The following is a 19,142-nucleotide window of genomic DNA, read 5'->3' on the forward strand; positions in this document are numbered from 1 at the left end:
ATTTTACACACTTAAAAACCAATAATATCTTTTTATCGTATCTTTGAAGATAGAAAATAATTTGAATTAATGCACGAAAAAGAGTTACAAATAGAAGTCATGAGATCGATGGAAAAAAACATGGATGAGTTTATCGCATCCTATTTGACACCAATCGAAAAAATTTGGCAACCTTCGGACTTCCTTCCGGACAGTTCGAGTGAAAATTTCAAGTACGAAATCGAAGAGCTGCAGACATTTGCCAGAGAAATGCCTTATGATCTTTTTGTAACACTCATTGGAGACTGCATTACAGAGGAAGCATTGCCCACTTATGAATCCTGGCTGATGAATCTGGATGGTGTGAATCAGGAAAAAAATACAGGATGGACCAAGTGGATCAGAGCCTGGACAGCTGAGGAAAACAGACACGGTGATCTTCTCGGGAAATATCTGTACCTGTGTGGTCGTGTAAACATGCGTGAGATGGAGGTTACAACCCAGCATCTGATCAGCGACGGTTTCGATATCGGCACCAGTTCAGATCCTTATAAAAACTTTGTGTACACCAGTTTCCAGGAAACAGCTACCAATATTTCTCATAGAAGAGTAGGAACTTTGGCAAAACAATCCGGAAATAAAAAATTGGCTCAGATGTGCGGTGTTATTGCTGCAGATGAGGCCCGACATGCCAAAGCCTACAAAGATTTTTCAGCAAGAATTTTCGAGATGGATGCCAGCGGAATGATGCTCGCCTTCGAAGATATGATGAAAAGAAAAATCGTCATGCCGGCACATCTACTAAGAGAATCGGGACAGAAAGCAGGCGAACTTTGGGAACATTTTTCCGATGCCGCACAGAGAGCAATGGTTTACACCGCTCAGGATTATATCAATATACTTTCTGATCTTTTGGATGAATGGAAAATTGATCAGATGAAAAATCTGAACGATAAAGCAGAAAGAGCCAGAGATTATCTGATGAAATTACCAAACAGATTACAAAATATTTCAGACAGAATAAAAACCCCGGAACTGCCTTACAGTTTCAAATGGGTGAAAAATTAAAATATAATGCGCTGAATAAGCGCATTTTTTCGTAATTGATAATTTAACCTTGGCTGACAGTCTTTTATCTATTCTCTATTTTCTTACCTCTACATATTTTGTATATTTGTACACTTATTTTACAAAAAAAATGCAAGATGATAAAAAGTAACAAAAAGCTGGCGATCGATTTTGACGGAACTATTGTTGATGATGCTTATCCGGGAATTGGAAAAGCAAAAACATTCGCTTTTGAAACGCTTAAAAAACTTCAGGGTGAAGGATACCGTTTGGTCCTATGGACTTACCGTCACGGTAAAGCATTGGATGAAGCTGTAGAATTCTGCAGAAAAAATGGATTGGAATTCTACGCTGTCAATTCTAGTTTCGAAGGTGAGGTTTTTGATTCAGAGACACAATCCAGAAAATTAGACGCTGATCTTTTCATAGATGACAGAAATCTTGGTGGATTTCCTGGCTGGGGAGAGATCTATCAGATCATTACAGAAAGAATAGAATTTCAAGTGGCAGGAGGCGAAGTTCACGCTTACTCCAAAATGAAAAAAGAAAAGAAAAAGGGCTTATTCTGGTAACAGAATAGAAATTAGAGGTTAGACATTAGAAATTAGATTTTCTAATGCATCAAATACTAATCTAACTTCTAAAATCTAATTTCTAACATCTAAATAAAACAATGATTCAACTCAAAACAATAGAGGAGCTTCGGTTGATGAAGCAAAGTGCAAGATTGGTTTCCCAAACTCTGGGAATGTTGGCGAAGGAAATAAAACCGGGCATCAACACCTTATCTCTTGACAAATTAGCACACGAATTTATAAAAGACCACGGTGCCGAACCTGCATTTTTAGGTTACGGCGGTTTCCCTGCATCACTTTGTATCTCTCCGAATGACCAAGTGGTTCACGGATTTCCAAACGCGGATATACTCAAAGAAGGCGACGTTCTATCCGTAGATTGTGGTGTTTTCTGGAACGGATTTGTGGGCGATCACGCTTATACTTTTGAAGTGGGAGAGGTTTCTGCAGAGAATAAAAAGTTGCTCAGAGTGGCGAAAGAATCACTTTATAAAGGCATAGAACAATGTATCAGAGGAAAGCGTGTTGGTGATATTTCCAATGCGATCCAGAGACATTGTGAAAAAGAAGGCTATGGCGTTGTCCGGGAATTGGTGGGGCACGGCGTTGGCAGAAAAATGCACGAAGATCCTCAAGTACCAAATTACGGAAAACCAGGAAGCGGAAAAGTCCTGAAAGACGGTATTGCGCTGGCAATAGAACCAATGATCAACCTTGGAACCGAGAAAGTGAAATTCCATAATGACGGTTGGACAGTGACGACCTTGGACAACAAAACATCCGCCCATTTTGAACACGATGTCTGTATTATCAACGGAAAACCCGTGTTGCTTTCGACTTTCGATTATATCTATGATGCGCTTGGGATCAAATCTGATGAGGAAAAGGCCTTTCAGTTGGATTTTTAAGTGATGAAAAATAACTTATTTTGAGAAGATTTCTTTTTGTTGTTTTGATAAACTTCAGTTTAAGCATTTTTGCTCAAACATATCAAAGAAATAGTGGTGAGACGAAAGAACTCTTTGCTGAAAGACTAAAACCGATACGAAATTCTGAAATACAAGGAGAAGTTTTGGAAGTAAGTCGATGGAATTCTCTTGTAAAACCAGTTTTTGCCTTTTATGACTATTCTGAGCCTGGCATAGAAAATGGAAAAAAGAACGGCTTCAATTATACTTATGTTGATGGTTACATTTTTGTTCCGGTAGCGAACAGCAGATATGCGAAAATTTTCATAGATACCTATGCTGAAGAAGGGGCAACAGCTGAGATAGAATCTGTTTTTTTTGCGAATGCCGACAAAGATTTGGACAAAGAATTAGGGGTATTGGTTTCCTGGGACCAGAGCAGGCATTACGGGATGAGCGGAAAATTGTATCAGGTTTATTTCTATGATTATCCTAAGTTCATTTCAAAAAACATAAAACTGAAGCCGATTGAAATGAAAAAATTCAAAATGGAATTCGATGGAACCAATGATGCTGGAGAAAAGTCTGGTGCCATATTTAATACCACGTCTAAAATAAAGGCTGAGCTAAAACGATTAGGATTCTAATACATTCTCAAAAAATTGAAAAAAATCACCAAATTTCTACTCAATAAGATCCCGAGGCCAATGCTTATAAATCTAAGCATTTTTTTGCGCCCGTTGATCGTTTTATTTTTCAAAGGAGATCATTTTACGGACCCAATTGATGGAAAATCTTACCGTAAGTTTTTACCTTACGGCTACGGAAAACAGCGTTCCAACGCACTTTCACCTGGAACATTGTCTCTTGAAAGACACCGTCAAATGTGGCTTTATCTTCAAAACGAAACCAATTTTTTCACCGCAAAACTGAAAGTGCTTCATATTGCGCCTGAGCAGGATTTTCTCAGAAGATTAAAAAAAATGAACAATCTGGATTACACCTCCGCCGATCTTTTCTCACCAATTGTGGATGTAAAGGCCGATATTCTGGATTTACCTTTTGAAGATAATACGTACGATGTTATCATTTGCAACCACGTTTTGGAACACATTATTGATGACAGAAAAGCGATGTCTGAACTTTACCGCGTCATGAAACCCAACGGTTGGGGAATTTTGCAGGTGCCGATGAAAAATTCTCTGGAAACCACCTACGAAGATGTTACAATCACAGATCCCAAAGAACGCCAAAAACATTTTGGACAGTACGACCACGTTCGTTGGTACGGAATGGATTATTTCGACCGTTTGAAAAGTGTTGGTTTTGAAGTGGATATCAACTTCTATTCTCAGAAATTTTCTGATTCTGATATTCACAGGTTTGGTTTGAATAAGAATGAGATTCTGCCGGTTGTGAGGAAAAAATGATCATGTCTTTGCCTTGTTTTAATCACTTGAAGTCATGTTAGTTCGATGCCTACAAGAATTAGATGGATCTACGTTGAATCCAAGAACTCTCGTAGTCGATAAAACATCCTTTTTTGATATTTTGGGTTTTAATGAAGTTTCGTTTAAGTATTTAAAAGATTTTTGTGATTTTCCGTCATTAGTAATCCCTTATAAAAGCTTGATGTTTATTACTTAAGTTGACACCTTTGCATATCTAAAAACAGTTAGTCAGCAAAATACTTTGTTTGACCTTGCCTTATATTAAACGACTAGAAGGATGGTAGATCTTCATCTTTTAATTTCAATCAATCATCAATAAGAATAAATTCAAACATTTGTTTGATAGGGTTGTGTTAAATATTCATTAAAATTAATTTGTAAAGAACTGGCAGTCAGCAATAATAGTTTTTGTGCATGATATTTGATAGATATTATTATTGGATACATAAGGTGTATTTTGTATTTAATCAATAAATTTGAACGTTTGTTTGAAAACACATCTAAAAAATTAGTATTTATGAGGAATATCGCGCTTAGCTTTTTTGTTGTTTTAAGTTTATTAACGGCTTGCTCCAAGTCAGAAAACAAAGATGAGAAAAAAGAATTACCGCCTCAACCATATCAATATATTGTTGCAAAAAGTGGTCCCGCTGAAAGTTTAACGCAGTATCCTGCCCGACTGGAAGGTGTAGAAAATGTAGAAATCCGCCCGAAGATAGATGGTTTTGTTGAAAAAATCTACATCGATGAAGGCAGCCAGGTCAGCAAAGGACAATTGCTTTTCCTCATCAGAAATCCCCAGTACGAACAATCAGTTTTAGCAGCGCAGGCCACGGTAAACAGCGCAAGGGCAGCCGTTGCAACTGCTCAAATGCAAGTGACAAAAACCAAACCTTTGGTGGATAAAAAAATCATCTCAGCTTACGAACTCCAATCTGCAGAATTAGCACTGAAATCAGCAAAAGCATCTTTGGCAGAAACGCAGGCGCAACTAACCAATGCCCAGGTCAATGCCGGTTATACAAAAATCTACAGTCCGGTAAGCGGTGTTGTAGGGACGTTACCATACAAAGCAGGAAGTTACATCAGCACAGCTACAGCACAACCGTTGACGACGGTTTCTAATATTTCAAAGATATTCGCTTATTTTTCGATTAATGAAAAGCAACAGCTGGACTTTTTCAAACACGCTACTGGCGTAACTATCCAAGAGAAATTGAAAAATTCACCTTTGGTAGAATTGATTCTTTCTGACGGAAGCCTATATGACGAAAAAGGAAAAATAGAATCCATCAGTGGATTGGTAGATCCCAACACCGGTTCATTTTCTATGAGAGCTACTTTTCTAAATCCAAAAGGCCTCATCAGAAGTGGTTACAGTGCAACAGTTCAGTTGCCAAACAATCTGGAGAATGTGATAACGATTCCACAAGCTGCAACCTATGAACTTCAGGGCAAAGTTTTAGTGTATCTGATTGGTGCTGATAACAAAGTGAAATCGACAGAAATCAAAGTGGAAGATCTGCCAGACGGTTTGACTTACGCTGTGACCTCCGGACTGAAAGCAGGTGACAAAGTAGTGGTAGAAGGCATCGGTCTTCTGAAAGATGAAACAGTAGTGGTTCCAAAGGAGACAACATTACAAAACGTCATCCACAAAAAATAAGATGAGTCGTATCAATATATCAATGTGAAAAGTGGAATTTGAAAGCTTTTAATTTTGAAAGTCTTTTCTCTTTTATCTTTTGTCTTTTCTCTCTTAGTCTAATTACATATGTTTAAAAAATTTATAGAACGTCCGGTATTATCCACCGTTATTTCCATCATCATTGTGATCCTTGGTGTTTTGGGAATGGTGACTCTGCCGGTTTCTCAATATCCGGATATTGCACCGCCAACGGTGGTCGTCAATACAAGTTATCAGGGTGCGAATGCCGACGTGATCCTAAAAAGTGTTATCGTTCCTCTGGAGGAGCAAATCAATGGCGTAGAAGGCATGACCTATATGACCTCTTCCGCAACCAATGATGGTTCTGGATCTGTTACCGTTTACTTCAAACAAGGCGTAAACCCCGATATTGCTGCGGTAAACGTACAAAACAGGGTCTCAAGAGCAAACTCACTTCTACCAAGAGAGGTGACGCAAGCCGGCGTTACTGTATTGAAAAGACAAAGCTCCAACGTGTTGATCTTCTCGCTTTACAGTGAGAATCCCAACTACGATATGACTTTTCTTCAGAATTACACCAATATCAATATTGTTCCTCAGATCAAAAGAGTAACGGGCGTTGGTGATGTGACGGTCTTTGGTTCTAAGGATTATTCAATCAGAATTTGGTTGGATCCCAATAAGATGGCTTCTTACGGGCTTGTTCCTTCGGATATCAGCACGCTTTTGGCTGAGCAGAATATCGAAGCGGCACCGGGAAGTTTAGGGGACGAAAGTGGCCAAAGCTTCCGATATACTTTGAAATATAAAGGTAGATTAACGGCAATTCCGGAATTCGATAATATTATTGTCAAAGCAACAGAGAATGGGCAGATTTTAAAACTAAAAGATGTTGCTAGAGTAGAACTGGGTTCGCAGGATTATACAGGAAGTAGTTTTACAGACGGTCATCCGTCCATTGGTATGGCAGTAGCGCAAACAGCCGGCTCCAATGCTCAGGATGTGATCAATCAATCCATTGCGGTTCTGGACAAGGCTCAGGAATCTTTTCCGAAAGGCGTGAGATACGAAGCATTGGTGAATGCCAATGACTTCCTGGATGCTTCTATTGAGAAGGTAATTCATACCTTGTTCGAAGCGTTTATCTTGGTATTTATAGTGGTTTTCTTATTCTTGCAGGATTGGCGTTCAACGTTGATTCCTGCCATTTCTGTTCCGGTTGCAATTGTTGGGACCTTTTTTTTCCTGAGTATCTTTGGATTTACGATCAATTTATTAACGCTTTTCGCCCTTATTTTGGCGGTAGGTATTGTCGTGGATGATGCCATTGTAGTGGTAGAAGCCGTTCACAGTAAACTTGAAAATGGTGAGAAATCACCACTTCGGGCTTCAGTCACTGCGATGGATGAGATCAGTGGAGCCATCATCAGTATTACGTTGGTAATGGCCGCGGTTTTCATTCCGGTGAGTTTTATTTCCGGATCTGCGGGGGTTTTTTACAAACAGTTTGGATTGACTTTAGCAATCGCCATTATATTATCAGCTGTCAATGCATTGACGTTAAGTCCTGCTTTATGTGCAATCTTCCTGAAGCCACATTCGCACGAAGAAAAGAAAAAGAATTTTCTGGAAAGGTTTTTTACCAATTTTAATATCATTTTTGATACCATGGTGAAAAAATACACGAGAGGGATTTTATTCTTATTAAGGAAAAAATGGATGGCTTTTGCCGGTCTGGCTGTTTTTGCTGGGATCTTTGTTTGGCTCATGAACACCACACCCAAGTCCTTCGTTCCCAGTGAAGATATGGGCGGTATTTTTATGGATATCTCACTGCCAATTGGTTCCAATGAAAATAGAACAAAGGCTGTCATGCAGAGCGTAGAAGACATCGTCAAAAAACAGCCTGAAGTTCTGCACATCTTCAAAGTGTCTGGGCGAGGAATGATCAGTGGTAGTGGTTCCAACAACGGGATGCTCATCGTAAAACTAAAGGACTGGAAAGACAGAACCAAAAAAGGGGAAGATCTCCAATCTTTTGTGGCTAGGATGTACAAAGAAACTGCCGGAATCAAAGATGCAAAATTGACCTTCTTCGGAAGGCCAACGCTTCAGGGTTTTGGTAATGCTGCCGGTTTCGAAATGCAGATCCAGGATCAAAAAGGGGGAAGCATTGCTGATCTTACGAAAGTGACCAATGACTTCATCGATAAAATGAATCAACAGCCAGATATTCAAAGAACATTCACATCTTTTAATCCGAATTATCCGCAATATATGATTGATATCGATATTGCTGCCACAAAAGCCGCAGGATTCTCCGTTAATGATATTTTGACAACAATGCAGGGTTATTACGGTGGTGTTTACGCGTCGAATGTCAATCTTTTCGGGAAACAATACCGTGTGATCTACCAGGCACCTTTTGAAGACAGAGAAAATCTGGAGAGTTTCAACATGATTCAGGTTAGGAATGCAAACGGCGACATGGCTCCGCTAAGTAGATTCATCACAACGAAGAGGGTTTACGGACCGCAGGCTATTGGCCGATTCAATCTATTTACCGCCATCTCTCTGAATGGTACACCTAATCCTGGATTTTCTTCAGGAGATGCCATTAGTACCGTAGAAAGAGTGGCCAAAGAAACTTTGCCACAAGGTTATGGTTATGAGTTTTCTGGTTTGACGAGAGAAGAAGTGACTGCTGGTGGACAGACTGTTTATATCTTCATATTATGTTGTGTATTCGTGTATTTCCTTTTGGCAGCGCAGTACGAGAGTTATATTTTACCGTTTGCTGTGATGTTGTCACTGCCTGTTGGTTTGGCTGGTGTAATGATGTTTAGTAGCTGGATTGGTGGTTCCAACAATATTTACACCCAGATTTCACTCATTATGTTAATTGGTCTCCTAGCGAAGAATGCGATCTTGATCGTCGAATTTGCCCTGGATGCCAGAAAAAAAGGATATTCTATTGCGCACGCTGCAATCAGTGGGGCAAAGCAAAGACTACGTCCAATTTTGATGACCTCTTTTGCATTCATTTTCGGACTAATTCCTTTGGCAATTTCTACAGGTGCGGGTGCCGTTGGTAACAAGTCTATCGGAATTGGTGCTATTGGAGGGATGTTGTTCGGGACTGTTTTCGGTGTGTTCTTTATTCCGATTCTCTTTGCCGTATTTATGTATCTTCAGGAGAAAGTAAGCAGCAAAAAAGTGTCGGATAAATATGAAGGCGAACTAAGCGAATAACTAAAAGTTGAGAAAAATGAAATTAAAAAATTTAATCATATTAGCAGGTGTCGCTGGTTTCTTCTATTCTTGCAAGGTCACAGATACTTATAATGACCCGGAAATTGAGAAAAACCAAAAGGATCATCTGTTTCGCCAAAAAACAAATAATGACAGTACATCTATTGCCAACGTAGCCTGGGATCAGATATTCACAGATGTCATGCTGCAGAACATCATCAGGAAAACAATTGAGAATAATCTGGATCTGAAAGTAGCGGTTGCAAAAATTCAGGAAGCTGATGCCGTTTTCAAACAGTCGCAGTTACAGAATCTTCCAAGTTTGGATGGGATCGCTTCTGTGAGAGATACCAAAAATAGTGCTGCGGCACAGGGAAGTAATTTTGTCATGCCAGATCTCATGAACTACCAGTTGGGGATTTCCACAGGATGGGAAGTGGATATCTGGGGAAGAATCAAATCTTTGAAACGCGCTGCCTACGCAGGTTTTATGCAGTCAGATGCTGCCAAGAGGGCAGTGCAGACGCAATTGGTTGCTCAAGCAGCAACTTTATATTACCAGTTGATCTCCCTGGATAAACAGCTGGAAATAACAAAACAAACCATTGTGCTGCGTCAGCAGGATATAGAAACTGTGCAGTTGCTGATGGATGCGGCTTATCTTACAGGTGCAGATCTGGAACAGAGCAAGGCCAATCTTTACTCGGCGCAATTATCTGTACCCGATTTGGAGTTACAGATCCAGCAGACAGAAAATGCTTTGAGTATTTTGATGAATGATAATCCGCAGGCTATTGACAGAAATTCTATAGATTCTCAAATCGTTTATACAGATTTGAAGACTGGGATTCCGGTTTCGTTACTGAAAAACAGACCAGACGTGCAGGCCGCAGAAATGACCTTCCGCCAGGCTTTTGAAAACAAAAATGTCGCTTTGGCGCAAGTCTATCCCACATTTAATATCACAGCTACTTTAGGACTTTCGACAAGAACTCTGGAAAACTTCTTTACCAACTCTTTGTTTTATACCGTTGGCGGAACTTTGACGCAGAATATCTTCCAGCAAGGCAACAGAAAAGCGCAGGTAAGAGTGACAGAAGCCAGAAAACAACAGGCTTATTTTACCTTCCAAAAAACACTGTTGACGGCAGGATCAGAGGTTTCCAACGCGCTGTTGTCTTATCAAAAAGCGAAAGAGAAAGAAAGCACAAGACAGCTCCAAATTCAGTCTCTAGAAAAAGCACTCGAGTTCAATAAAGAGTTGTTAACTTACTCATCCAATATTAATTATGTAAATGTGTTGACTGCGGAACAAGCACTCCTTCAAGCAAAACTTTCTGGCGTGAATGATAAATTACAGCAATTGCAGGCTGTTACAGAATTTTACCGCGCGCTAGGTGGAGGACAATTTTAGAGACCAAATTTTACGCCCTATATTTTAAAGTCTGATCATTTTTTTATCAGACTTTTTTTATTTTAAAATTTCATTTGCAGTATTTTAAAATTGCAGATCTTCATATTTAATTTTTAAGCTATGAATTAAATTATTATTTTGGTAATATCAAAAAAATAAAAAAATGAGCAAATTTTCAATTGAAGCTTTCGTCAACGAGACAAAAGAGAATTCACAGGAAAAAGACTATTTTGAACTGGAAAAACCAGAACTTTTGGAAATCAATCTCAACAATCAGGCAGTCTGGACAAAAACAGGCAGTATGGTTGGCTATGTCGGAAATGTCAATTTTGAAAGACAGGGAATGCTTTCTGGCGGACTCGGTAACCTTCTCAAAAAAGCAATCTCCGGCGAAGGCACAGCATTGATGAAAGCCCAAGGTACAGGCAGGCTTTACGTGGCAGACAACGGCAAAAAAGTAAGAATTCTTTACCTTGAGAACGAATCCATCTCAGTCAACGGAAACGATGTTCTTGCCCACGATCAAAGCATCAAAAGCGATATCAAAATGCTGAAAAGCATCGCAGGCGTTATGGCGGGAGGACTTTTCCAGGTTAAGTTGAGCGGAACAGGCCACATCGCCATCACAACACACGGACATCCTCTGACGCTTCTGGTGACTCCAGAAAATCCAGTTTTCACAGACCCCAATGCGACCGTCGCCTGGTCCGGCAACCTGACGCCAGAACTGAAAACCAACGTATCACTCAAAAGCCTTATCGGCAGAGGAAGCGGTGAAGAATTCCAGATGAAATTTTCCGGAAGCGGTTGGGTTCTCATCCAACCTTATGAGGAGGTTTACGTCGTTACAAAATAAATTTTTAGGAGCTTAATCCCGCTATCCGCTCTATCTTTTTTGTCATTGAAGATTTTTTATAATCTAGGCATTAGTCAATAGACAAAAAAGGATGCCGCTACTATCGGGGCTATGAATGACTACAACCTCATAGAGTTTTCTCTGAGGTTTTTTGTTTTCAGTTATCTTTGAAAATAGAAACAAAAATACTATTGTTAATTACCATTTGATGTGCAATCATATGATGCACCGTAATATCGCCGTTTGTATAAAATGACCTTGGTTAATATGGAGGTGGTGCCTCTTAAAATCTATTCAGAAATCTCTATAACTAGCGTCAAATTTTCAAAAAAAAATAAATTGATAAAAACACAAAATTTGCAAATGTCTGCTTTACAACAATTTGGAGTTGAGATTTTCACCCAAAACAATATTTTTGAAAGAATCTCTACAGACAAGCCTTTTCGTCCGGATAATCCTGCTTTTATCTTTATTAAAAGTGGGTCTATAAAACTTCGTCAACACTTCAGAGATCTGGAGCTTTCTGCAAATACATTTATGGTTACAGATCCTCAGACGGTATATGAATTGATTTCTGTAAGCGATGATTTTCAATCGAGAATGGTCTCATACAAACGAGAATTTATTTCGGCTTTGTCTCTGAAATTCAATCGGTTAATTACTTACAGGTATTTTCGTCAGCAGATGAATGTGGCTGTTCCTCTCTTTCAAGATGATTTGGATGTGGTTTGGAAAAGTGTGAATTTTTTAAAATACATTCTGGATTCTGAAACTGAAATGATTTACAAAAAAGAAATTGTAGAACATCTTTTCTCGGTTTTTTGTTATCAAATGGCAGGAATTATATCCAAAGAAGACAATAATTCTATGAATCAAATGTCTAGACAGGAGGAAATTGTTTTTGTTTTTCTTAATGATTTGGCAAATCACCATCTCAATAATCGCCAAGTAGATTTCTACGCCGCACGTCAGTCTATTACAACGAGACATCTTTCTTCGGTTGTTAAAATGATTACAGGAAAGTCGGCAAGCCACGTGATTGCTTCAATCGTTATTAATGAAGCAAAAGTCTATTTAAATTCATCTAAAATGCCAATTTCAGAGATTTCTACAAAACTTGGCTTCAGCGATCAATATTCTTTTTCTCACTTTTTTAAAAAACATTTAGGCATCAGTCCTAGTCAATACAGACAACAGTACCAATAAGATAATCGTACATTTGAACATCTTTTTCCAAAATTCAAACATTTGTTTGAATGTGCTCTTGCCATAACTTTGCATCTGTAAAACAAGGTAAAATGGTTAAGAACATAAAAACAGCAATATCACTATGGATAGGTCTTTTTCCTGCGCTGTTCTTTTCACAAGAAATAAAACAGATGACAGCGAATGAGGTGGCTGAATTGGCACTGCAAAATCACTATCAGTTGAAGGTTTCTGCGCAAAATATTAATATTACTAAACAGCAAACCAATATCACGAAACTTCAGAAACTTCCTTCCGTAGTTGCTTCTACCACTCAATTTTATTTGGGAAATGTGGTGGCAATTGATAAAGATTTTTCTAATTCTACCACCATTCCGATGCCTCATTATGGAAGCACTTATGGTGTGCAGGCAACTCAATTAATTTTTAAAGGAGGATTGGTAAATAAGTCTATTGAAATGGCGGGTCTTCGGGAACAACTTTCTGAATTGGATTTAGAGAAAAATAAGCAAGACGTAAAATTTTTAGTGATTTCTAATTATCTCGACGTTTATAAAATTATTAATCAACAGGCGGTATTTAATAACAATAAAAAACTTGCTCTACAAAGATTAAAAAACATCAATGATTTTTATAAACAAGGAATGGTGACGAGAAATGAAGTTATTCGTGGAGAATTAGCTCTAAAAAATCTTGACCAAGGAATCTTGACTTTAGCTAATAATAAAAAAATTCTTAATTATAATTTGAATATCGCTTTAGGTTTGCCTGAGGATACGGAAATTATTCCTGTGGAAAATTTAGGAAATAAAGAGTCGGGAATTGGGATGGATTATTATCTAAATCTCGCTCACGACTCCAATCCGCAATTGAAATCTGCGCAAACCAACATTGGTGTTGCGGATAAAAATATAGAAATCATTAAAACAGACAGAATGCCTACACTTTCTGGTTTTGGTGGTTACAGTTTGCAAAGACCGATTACCAATAGAAATCCCGTTTTGGATATGTACGCAAGCGGTTGGCAAGGCGGAATTTCTTTGAGCTACAACATCGATAATCTCTATAAAACCAAAGAAAAAGTAAAACTTGGCGAGATGCAGAAAAATCAAGCGAATGATGCTTTAACATTAACCCAGCAGAATATTGATATGAATGTAAATGCTTCTTACATCAAATATCAGGAAGCGATTCAACAAGCGGATATTTTAAACGATGCCAAAAGATTAGCCGATGAAAACTATAAAATTACCGAAGCGAAATACCTTAATCAGTTGGCAGTACAAGCAGAAATGATTGATGCACAAAACCAGAAACTTCAATCTGAATTGGATTTCGCAAACGCAGAAATTAATGTTTTATATCAATATTATAATCTGTTGAAATCGACAGGAACGCTTTAATTTCAGGTGTAAATTTTAGAGAATTTTTCTTCGCCCCAACCCTAAAGGGAGGAAAAACTCTCTTAAAATTGATTGAAATTACTCCCTTTAGGGTCGGGGGAAAGAATTTTAATCAATTTTAAATGGTCCAAGTAGTTACTAGGGAAAGATAATAAACAAAACTCAACAAGTTGATTTTATTAAGCTTATGCATAAACTTTGCGAAGCAAATTCATTTGCCTTTGCACTCTAAAAATAAACACTCGCAAATAACATCTTTGCGTTTAAAAATAAAATAAAAAGTCTTTAAGTGAAACTCTAAAAAGACATTAATAATAAATACTCCGAGAACTTCGTGTTCAAAAAAATATAAAACAAAAACAATGGAAAACAAGGAACAAAATACTCAAGATACACAACCACAAGCACCGGTAAAACCTGCAGTTTCAAACGCTGAAACCAAGAAAAAACAAAATAAAAAAAATAAAATCAGAGTCATTATTTCAAATATTGTCGTTTTTGCTTTAATCGGTTTCGGATTATTCTGGCTGATTCGTGAGTATTTTCACATTGGTGACAAAACTTATACGGAAGCGGCTCAGGTTGAGGAATTTATCAACCCGATCAACACCAGAGTTTCGGCTTATATTAAAGAAATAAAATTCATTGAACATCAACAAGTGAAAAAAGGAGATACGCTGGCAATTTTAGATGACCGTGAAATCATCACGCAAGTGGGACAGGCAGAAGCGGCGTATCAAAATGCTTTGGCGCAACGTTTTGCAACTGGTTCTTCAATCAACACCGTTTCCAACAGCGTGAACGTAATGGAATCTAATATCGCAGGTGCAAAAGCAAGATTGTGGAATGCCGAACAGAATTTAAACCGTTACAAAAATCTTTTGGCGGCAGAAGCTGTGACAAGACAGCAATTTGACCAAGCAAAAACAGAATATGATGCTCAGAAAGCAGCGTACGAAACATTGAAGAATCAAAAACAATCTGCAAATCTTTCTACAACCGAAGTGAAAAGCAGGTTGGGAATAAATGACGCGGAAATTAAAAGAACAAAAGCAGCTTTAGATATGGCGAAAATCAATCTTTCATACACCGTAATCACTGCTCCGTACGACGGAACAATGGGAAGAAGAACGATTTCTGAAGGACAATTAATACAACCCGGACAACAGGTTGCTACCATCGTTTTGAATAATCAAAAATGGGTCACCGCCAATTTCTTGGAAAGCCAAATGCCGAATATTAAAATCGGACAAAAATTAATGATGACAGCCGATGCTTTGGGTGGAAAACAGTTTGAAGGCGTAGTAACCGCAGTTTCCGCAGCTACAGGTTCAAGATATTCTAATGTTCCGACGGATAATTCAACGGGAAATTTCATTAAAGTTCAACAAAGAATTCCGGTAAGAATAGAGTTTACTGCATCAAACAAAAAAGAAGATGTGGCAAAACTGAGCGCGGGAATGAATATGAATGTTTCTTTATAAAAGACGAAGAGAATATAGACGGATTGATAATAGACGAATAGAAAAAAGATGCATAGACAATAGATTTTTCATTAAATTCTAAAAATCTTGTGAATCTATAATTGTCTATCATTTATCGTTTATCATCTATTAATCTATCATCTCTTAGTCTATTATCTATCATCTTTTAGTCTCTCATCTTTTAGTCTAAACAAAAATGTACAACAAAGGTCTTTTCAGCGATTGGGTTCCGAAACCCGTACAACTTCTGATGATTGTTTTGCTGCTTATCGTGGTAATGCCGATTGGGGGAGTTTACACCGGGAATATCAGTTTTATGGTAAGCGGAACCGGCGCGATGCAGGAGTATTTTCTGTGGGCAAATTATGCTACTACCATTGGGATGGGAGCGAGTATGCCTGTGGTTTTGAGATTGAAGTTACGATTCAAAGTTCGGGATAAAGTGGTGATTTTACTGGTGCTTTTGGGCTTGTTGAGTTATGTGAATGCAACCACGCAAAACCCAATGGTCATCGTGATTGTTTCATTAATAATCGGGTTTTTGAAAATGATTATTACCATAGAATTATTTCTTCCGTTAATGGTAATGCTTGGTAATCGTGGCGTTTTTTATGGGGTTTTCTATACTTTTGTTTTGCTGCTCAATCAAATTACAGCGTATTATGCGGTAGAAATTTCGATACTTTATAATTATCAACAATTTTTCATCTTTGCAGCGATTTTGTGTTTTGTTCTTGCGCTTTTGTGTTGGGTTTTGATGCACGATCAATATTTTGCCCTAAAAGTTCCTTTGCACTACATCGATTGGCTGAGTATTCTGTTATTTGTGACCACTTTTATGTTTTCGGCGTACGTTTTTTCTTTCGGGAAACAGCAAGATTGGTTCAATTCAAAAAATATTATCAGCGCCAGTATCGCAGCGTTTGTAAGCTTTGCGTTAATGGCAATTCGTCAGTTAACTTTAAAAAGACCCTATATTTCTTTTGGTATTTTCACAAAAAACAACGTTATCCACGGCTTGTTTATGTTGCTTTGGTTGGGAATGTTTTTGGGAACCACCTCTATTCAAAACATCTATTCGGTCGGAGTTTTAGGCTATGATCAATTAACGAATGCCAAGCTCAATTTAATGATGATTCCCGGGTTGCTATTGGCAGGGATTGTTGCTGTTTTCTGGTTCAAAAAAGAGAAACCTCTCAAGATGCTAGTCTTTTCTGGATTCGCTTCTATGACGGCTTATGCAGTGATAATGTATTTCTCAATGGTCTTAGAATTCAACTATGAAAATTGGTATTTGCCAATGTTTCTGAAAGGTTTTGGTATGGGTTCACTTTTTATTTCCATTTGGTTTTATGCTTTAGATCAATTAGAATTAAATGAAATGCTTGCTGCAATCGGTTTGGTTTTAGTATGGCGAACATTCCTTGCTGTGGGTATTTTTTCAGCATTGTTTTCGTGGTTTCAATATCAGTTTCAGATCACCAGTTTAGGCGATTCTGCAGTTTATATGGATGGAATGACAATCTCTCCACAAACCGTTGTTGCTAATATGAGAACCATTCAGCTGAACGCGATTATCGCCGCCAACAAAAAAATATTTGGATACGTTATTATCGCTGGTTTTGGAGTGATGCTTTACGTAATCACTCATCATTTTGGCGAGAAACCTAAAGAATATTTAAGAATTGTAAGAATCCTCAAAGGAAAATCGGTCATCGCCCGAAGACGGGTTCGCGAGAGAAAAAAATTAGCAGAAGATCTGAAAGGAGCAGCAGGTCCTGCGATATAAAGAAACCTTGTTTTTTTACCGTAAAGTCTCGTTTTGTTTTGAAACGGGGCTTTGCTTTTGGTGGTGATGGTGATTGTCATTTTATCTGTTGTTATGGAGTGGGATTGTGGTATGTTTATATAATTAATATTATTTGTGATGATTTTTGATTCATATATAGTTAATATTGGAATATTAATTATATTTACAGCAAACTACAATTATGAAAGAAAATCTACAGCAGATAGAAAAGCTGCACGAAGTATGGTCTCTTAGCCGTTCTGCGCAGGTGATTTCTTTTGACCAGATGAACTATGATGACCTTGTTAATTCGATTATCAGTTCGGGACCGTTTTACTATTACATTATTGATTTTTTTGATCTGTCTGTGTCCAACATCAGTCCTGGTATTTATGATCTTCATGGGCTGGAACCTGACAAGGTGTCATTGGATCACATTTTAGAAACCATACATCCGGACGATATGGAGTTTGTGATAAAAGCGGAAGCACTCATTACCAAATTCTTCTATGAAGTAATAGGGAAGAGCAAAATCCTTAATTATAAAATGAACTACAGTTTCCGAAGCAGGTCAAAAAACGGAGATTATAAACTCTTAAATCATCAGGCATTGCTTCTTTCCTTGGATGAGAATGGCAACAGTGCCAAGTCACTCAATATCCATACCCAGATCGATCATCTCAGCCAGCATAATACCTATAAGATTTCTCTAATTGGCCTCAATGGTGAGCCTTCCTTTATGAACATCAGTCTGGATGATCACGGTAAAAACAAAGTCGAATTTTCCAGACGGGAGATCGAGATCATCCGCCTTATCAGCGAAGGGAAAAGCAATGAGCAGGTTGGCCGGCAACTCTCTATAAGTCCGCTAACGGTGAAGAAGCACAGGAGTAATATTCTGGACAAAGCAGATTGCAGTAATACCGCACAACTGATCAAAAATTGCATGCAGCAGGGCGTTATATAAAGATTTAATACTGCTGGATTTTGATGAAAAATACTCCTTTTGGGGTATTTTTTTTGGCTAAAAAACAATATAGCTTTGTTATTATTAAACTAATAACTATGAAGGCGCAAAGTACTTTTGTTTTTCTAACGACTTTATGACAAATATCGGGCACTTTCCTTTTTGAAATAATGTCTAATAAAATCTAAGCTGAGCAAAAAAATCCAATCAGCGCCGTCACGTTTTTATTCTATTCCAGTATAAATGGGATCGCCAGTCATTAGTAATCAGTTGCAAACACTTGATGTATTTGGATTATATTGATACCATTTTATAGGTTAAGACGCTTAGTTACTAAAAATAATTGTTTGACCTTGGATTTGATTAAGTAAGATGAAGAATAGCGGATATTCATATTATAAATCACTAAAAATAAACTGTATGAAAAAAATTGCTTTACTAATGTTATCTACTTTTTGTGAACTCACTTTTGCGCAGAAAACCACGATCTCTGCTTCGGAAGATGACGCCAGAATTGTAGTCAACGGACAATTGGTGGGATCTGGTAGTTACGTCCTGAAAACCGATAAAAATGAATGCTATAACGTAAAAGTGCAAAAGGTGAGCTTTCTGAAATACGAAGCGACAGTCTGTGGAAAAAAAGCAGGTCCCGAACCTCCCAAAACCTTGTTCTTTGATATGAAAAAAGATGACTCAGAAGAGGCTTCTATCAAAACGGACCAGGCTAATATAGATTTTGAGATTGAAGTCAATAAAAACCTTTCCCCGACTGATGCCTGGAAACTGACGACACAAATCGTGACCGACTACTTCGACGCCATCGAGGTCAGTGACAAAGAAACATCTTATCTGAGAACAGCATGGAGCGTACAGTCTTTCTCCCAAAATACAATCCGGACCAGATTGATTATCAAACTATCCAAATCTGATCCTTTGACTTTCAAAATAAAACTGAACAGCGAGTTCTCCGGCTCCAATGCTTCCAGTGTTAAAGCTGATGAGCAATTCCACGAATGGGATCGGGTTTTGAGAAAATATAAAAATGTGATTTCAGATTTTTCTACCCGTCTTTCTGCAAAATAAACGAAGCGTTTTTAATTAAATATTTTTTTCAAAAAAAA

15 protein-coding genes are annotated in these 19,142 nt (G+C 38.0%); all 15 read left to right on the forward strand.

The window, feature by feature from the left end; all coding sequences use genetic code 11:
- The first annotated feature begins 69 nt into the window (after positions 1–69).
- The 15 genes from F564_RS0111435 to F564_RS0111505 all read left to right on the forward strand — a co-directional run bounded on the left by F564_RS0111435 (position 70) and on the right by F564_RS0111505 (position 19,104).
- Positions 70–1,047, forward strand: a complete 978-nt coding sequence (locus F564_RS0111435; RefSeq protein WP_028122768.1) for an acyl-ACP desaturase — start codon at positions 70–72, stop codon at positions 1,045–1,047.
- Positions 1,048–1,187: 140 nt separating this feature from the next.
- Positions 1,188–1,619, forward strand: coding sequence for a BT0820 family HAD-type phosphatase (locus tag F564_RS0111440; RefSeq protein WP_028122769.1), 432 nt, complete (start codon positions 1,188–1,190; stop codon positions 1,617–1,619).
- 101 nt (positions 1,620–1,720) lie between these two features.
- Positions 1,721–2,530 (forward strand): type I methionyl aminopeptidase, encoded by an 810-nt coding sequence (gene map / locus F564_RS0111445; protein WP_028122770.1) that lies wholly within the window; start codon positions 1,721–1,723, stop codon positions 2,528–2,530.
- A 20-nt stretch (positions 2,531–2,550) separates the two neighbouring features.
- A complete protein-coding gene (locus F564_RS0111450; RefSeq protein ID WP_028122771.1) occupies positions 2,551–3,177 on the forward strand; it encodes a hypothetical protein in 627 nt (208 codons plus the stop codon).
- Positions 3,178–3,192: 15 nt separating this feature from the next.
- Complete coding sequence (locus F564_RS0111455; RefSeq protein ID WP_028122772.1) at positions 3,193–3,960, forward strand: class I SAM-dependent methyltransferase; 768 nt, start codon at positions 3,193–3,195, stop codon at positions 3,958–3,960.
- Between the two features lie 538 nt (positions 3,961–4,498).
- Positions 4,499–5,647 (forward strand): efflux RND transporter periplasmic adaptor subunit, encoded by a 1,149-nt coding sequence (locus F564_RS0111460; RefSeq protein ID WP_028122773.1) that lies wholly within the window; start codon positions 4,499–4,501, stop codon positions 5,645–5,647.
- 108 nt (positions 5,648–5,755) lie between these two features.
- Positions 5,756–8,902, forward strand: coding sequence for an efflux RND transporter permease subunit (locus tag F564_RS19165; RefSeq protein ID WP_034981431.1), 3,147 nt, complete (start codon positions 5,756–5,758; stop codon positions 8,900–8,902).
- A gap of 16 nt (positions 8,903–8,918) precedes the next feature.
- Positions 8,919–10,316: an efflux transporter outer membrane subunit gene (locus F564_RS0111470; RefSeq protein ID WP_034981434.1), complete on the forward strand. Its 1,398-nt coding sequence runs from the start codon at positions 8,919–8,921 to the stop codon at positions 10,314–10,316.
- A gap of 163 nt (positions 10,317–10,479) precedes the next feature.
- Positions 10,480–11,172 carry an AIM24 family protein gene (locus F564_RS0111475; RefSeq protein ID WP_028122775.1) on the forward strand — a complete coding sequence of 231 codons (693 nt, stop codon included), beginning with the start codon at positions 10,480–10,482 and terminating at the stop codon, positions 11,170–11,172.
- A gap of 363 nt (positions 11,173–11,535) precedes the next feature.
- A complete protein-coding gene (locus tag F564_RS0111480) occupies positions 11,536–12,378 on the forward strand; it encodes a helix-turn-helix domain-containing protein (protein WP_028122776.1) in 843 nt (280 codons plus the stop codon).
- 92 nt (positions 12,379–12,470) lie between these two features.
- The gene (locus tag F564_RS0111485; protein WP_028122777.1) at positions 12,471–13,781 is read left to right on the forward strand and encodes a TolC family protein; all 1,311 of its coding nucleotides are present in this window, start codon (positions 12,471–12,473) and stop codon (positions 13,779–13,781) included.
- 362 nt (positions 13,782–14,143) lie between these two features.
- Positions 14,144–15,265 carry an HlyD family secretion protein gene (locus tag F564_RS0111490; protein ID WP_028122778.1) on the forward strand — a complete coding sequence of 374 codons (1,122 nt, stop codon included), beginning with the start codon at positions 14,144–14,146 and terminating at the stop codon, positions 15,263–15,265.
- A gap of 196 nt (positions 15,266–15,461) precedes the next feature.
- Complete coding sequence (locus F564_RS0111495; protein ID WP_028122779.1) at positions 15,462–17,054, forward strand: MFS transporter; 1,593 nt, start codon at positions 15,462–15,464, stop codon at positions 17,052–17,054.
- Positions 17,055–17,256: 202 nt separating this feature from the next.
- Complete coding sequence (locus F564_RS0111500; protein ID WP_028122780.1) at positions 17,257–18,021, forward strand: LuxR C-terminal-related transcriptional regulator; 765 nt, start codon at positions 17,257–17,259, stop codon at positions 18,019–18,021.
- Between the two features lie 420 nt (positions 18,022–18,441).
- Positions 18,442–19,104, forward strand: coding sequence for a hypothetical protein (locus tag F564_RS0111505; RefSeq protein ID WP_028122781.1), 663 nt, complete (start codon positions 18,442–18,444; stop codon positions 19,102–19,104).
- Positions 19,105–19,142 lie beyond the last annotated feature (38 nt).

It is taken from the genome of Epilithonimonas tenax DSM 16811 (assembly GCF_000428485.1).
GTDB lineage: Bacteria > Bacteroidota > Bacteroidia > Flavobacteriales > Weeksellaceae > Epilithonimonas > Epilithonimonas tenax.

Coding starts and splice junctions, on each gene's coding strand:
- F564_RS0111500 (WP_028122780.1), top strand. CDS start 17,257: ATGAAAGAAAATCTACAGCAGATAGAAAAGCTGCACGAAGTATGGTCT.
- F564_RS0111495 (WP_028122779.1), top strand. CDS start 15,462: ATGTACAACAAAGGTCTTTTCAGCGATTGGGTTCCGAAACCCGTACAA.
- F564_RS0111435 (WP_028122768.1), top strand. CDS start 70: ATGCACGAAAAAGAGTTACAAATAGAAGTCATGAGATCGATGGAAAAA.
- F564_RS19165 (WP_034981431.1), top strand. CDS start 5,756: ATGTTTAAAAAATTTATAGAACGTCCGGTATTATCCACCGTTATTTCC.
- F564_RS0111470 (WP_034981434.1), top strand. CDS start 8,919: ATGAAATTAAAAAATTTAATCATATTAGCAGGTGTCGCTGGTTTCTTC.
- F564_RS0111485 (WP_028122777.1), top strand. CDS start 12,471: ATGGTTAAGAACATAAAAACAGCAATATCACTATGGATAGGTCTTTTT.
- F564_RS0111480 (WP_028122776.1), top strand. CDS start 11,536: ATGTCTGCTTTACAACAATTTGGAGTTGAGATTTTCACCCAAAACAAT.
- F564_RS0111505 (WP_028122781.1), top strand. CDS start 18,442: ATGAAAAAAATTGCTTTACTAATGTTATCTACTTTTTGTGAACTCACT.
- F564_RS0111460 (WP_028122773.1), top strand. CDS start 4,499: ATGAGGAATATCGCGCTTAGCTTTTTTGTTGTTTTAAGTTTATTAACG.
- F564_RS0111475 (WP_028122775.1), top strand. CDS start 10,480: ATGAGCAAATTTTCAATTGAAGCTTTCGTCAACGAGACAAAAGAGAAT.
- map (WP_028122770.1), top strand. CDS start 1,721: ATGATTCAACTCAAAACAATAGAGGAGCTTCGGTTGATGAAGCAAAGT.
- F564_RS0111490 (WP_028122778.1), top strand. CDS start 14,144: ATGGAAAACAAGGAACAAAATACTCAAGATACACAACCACAAGCACCG.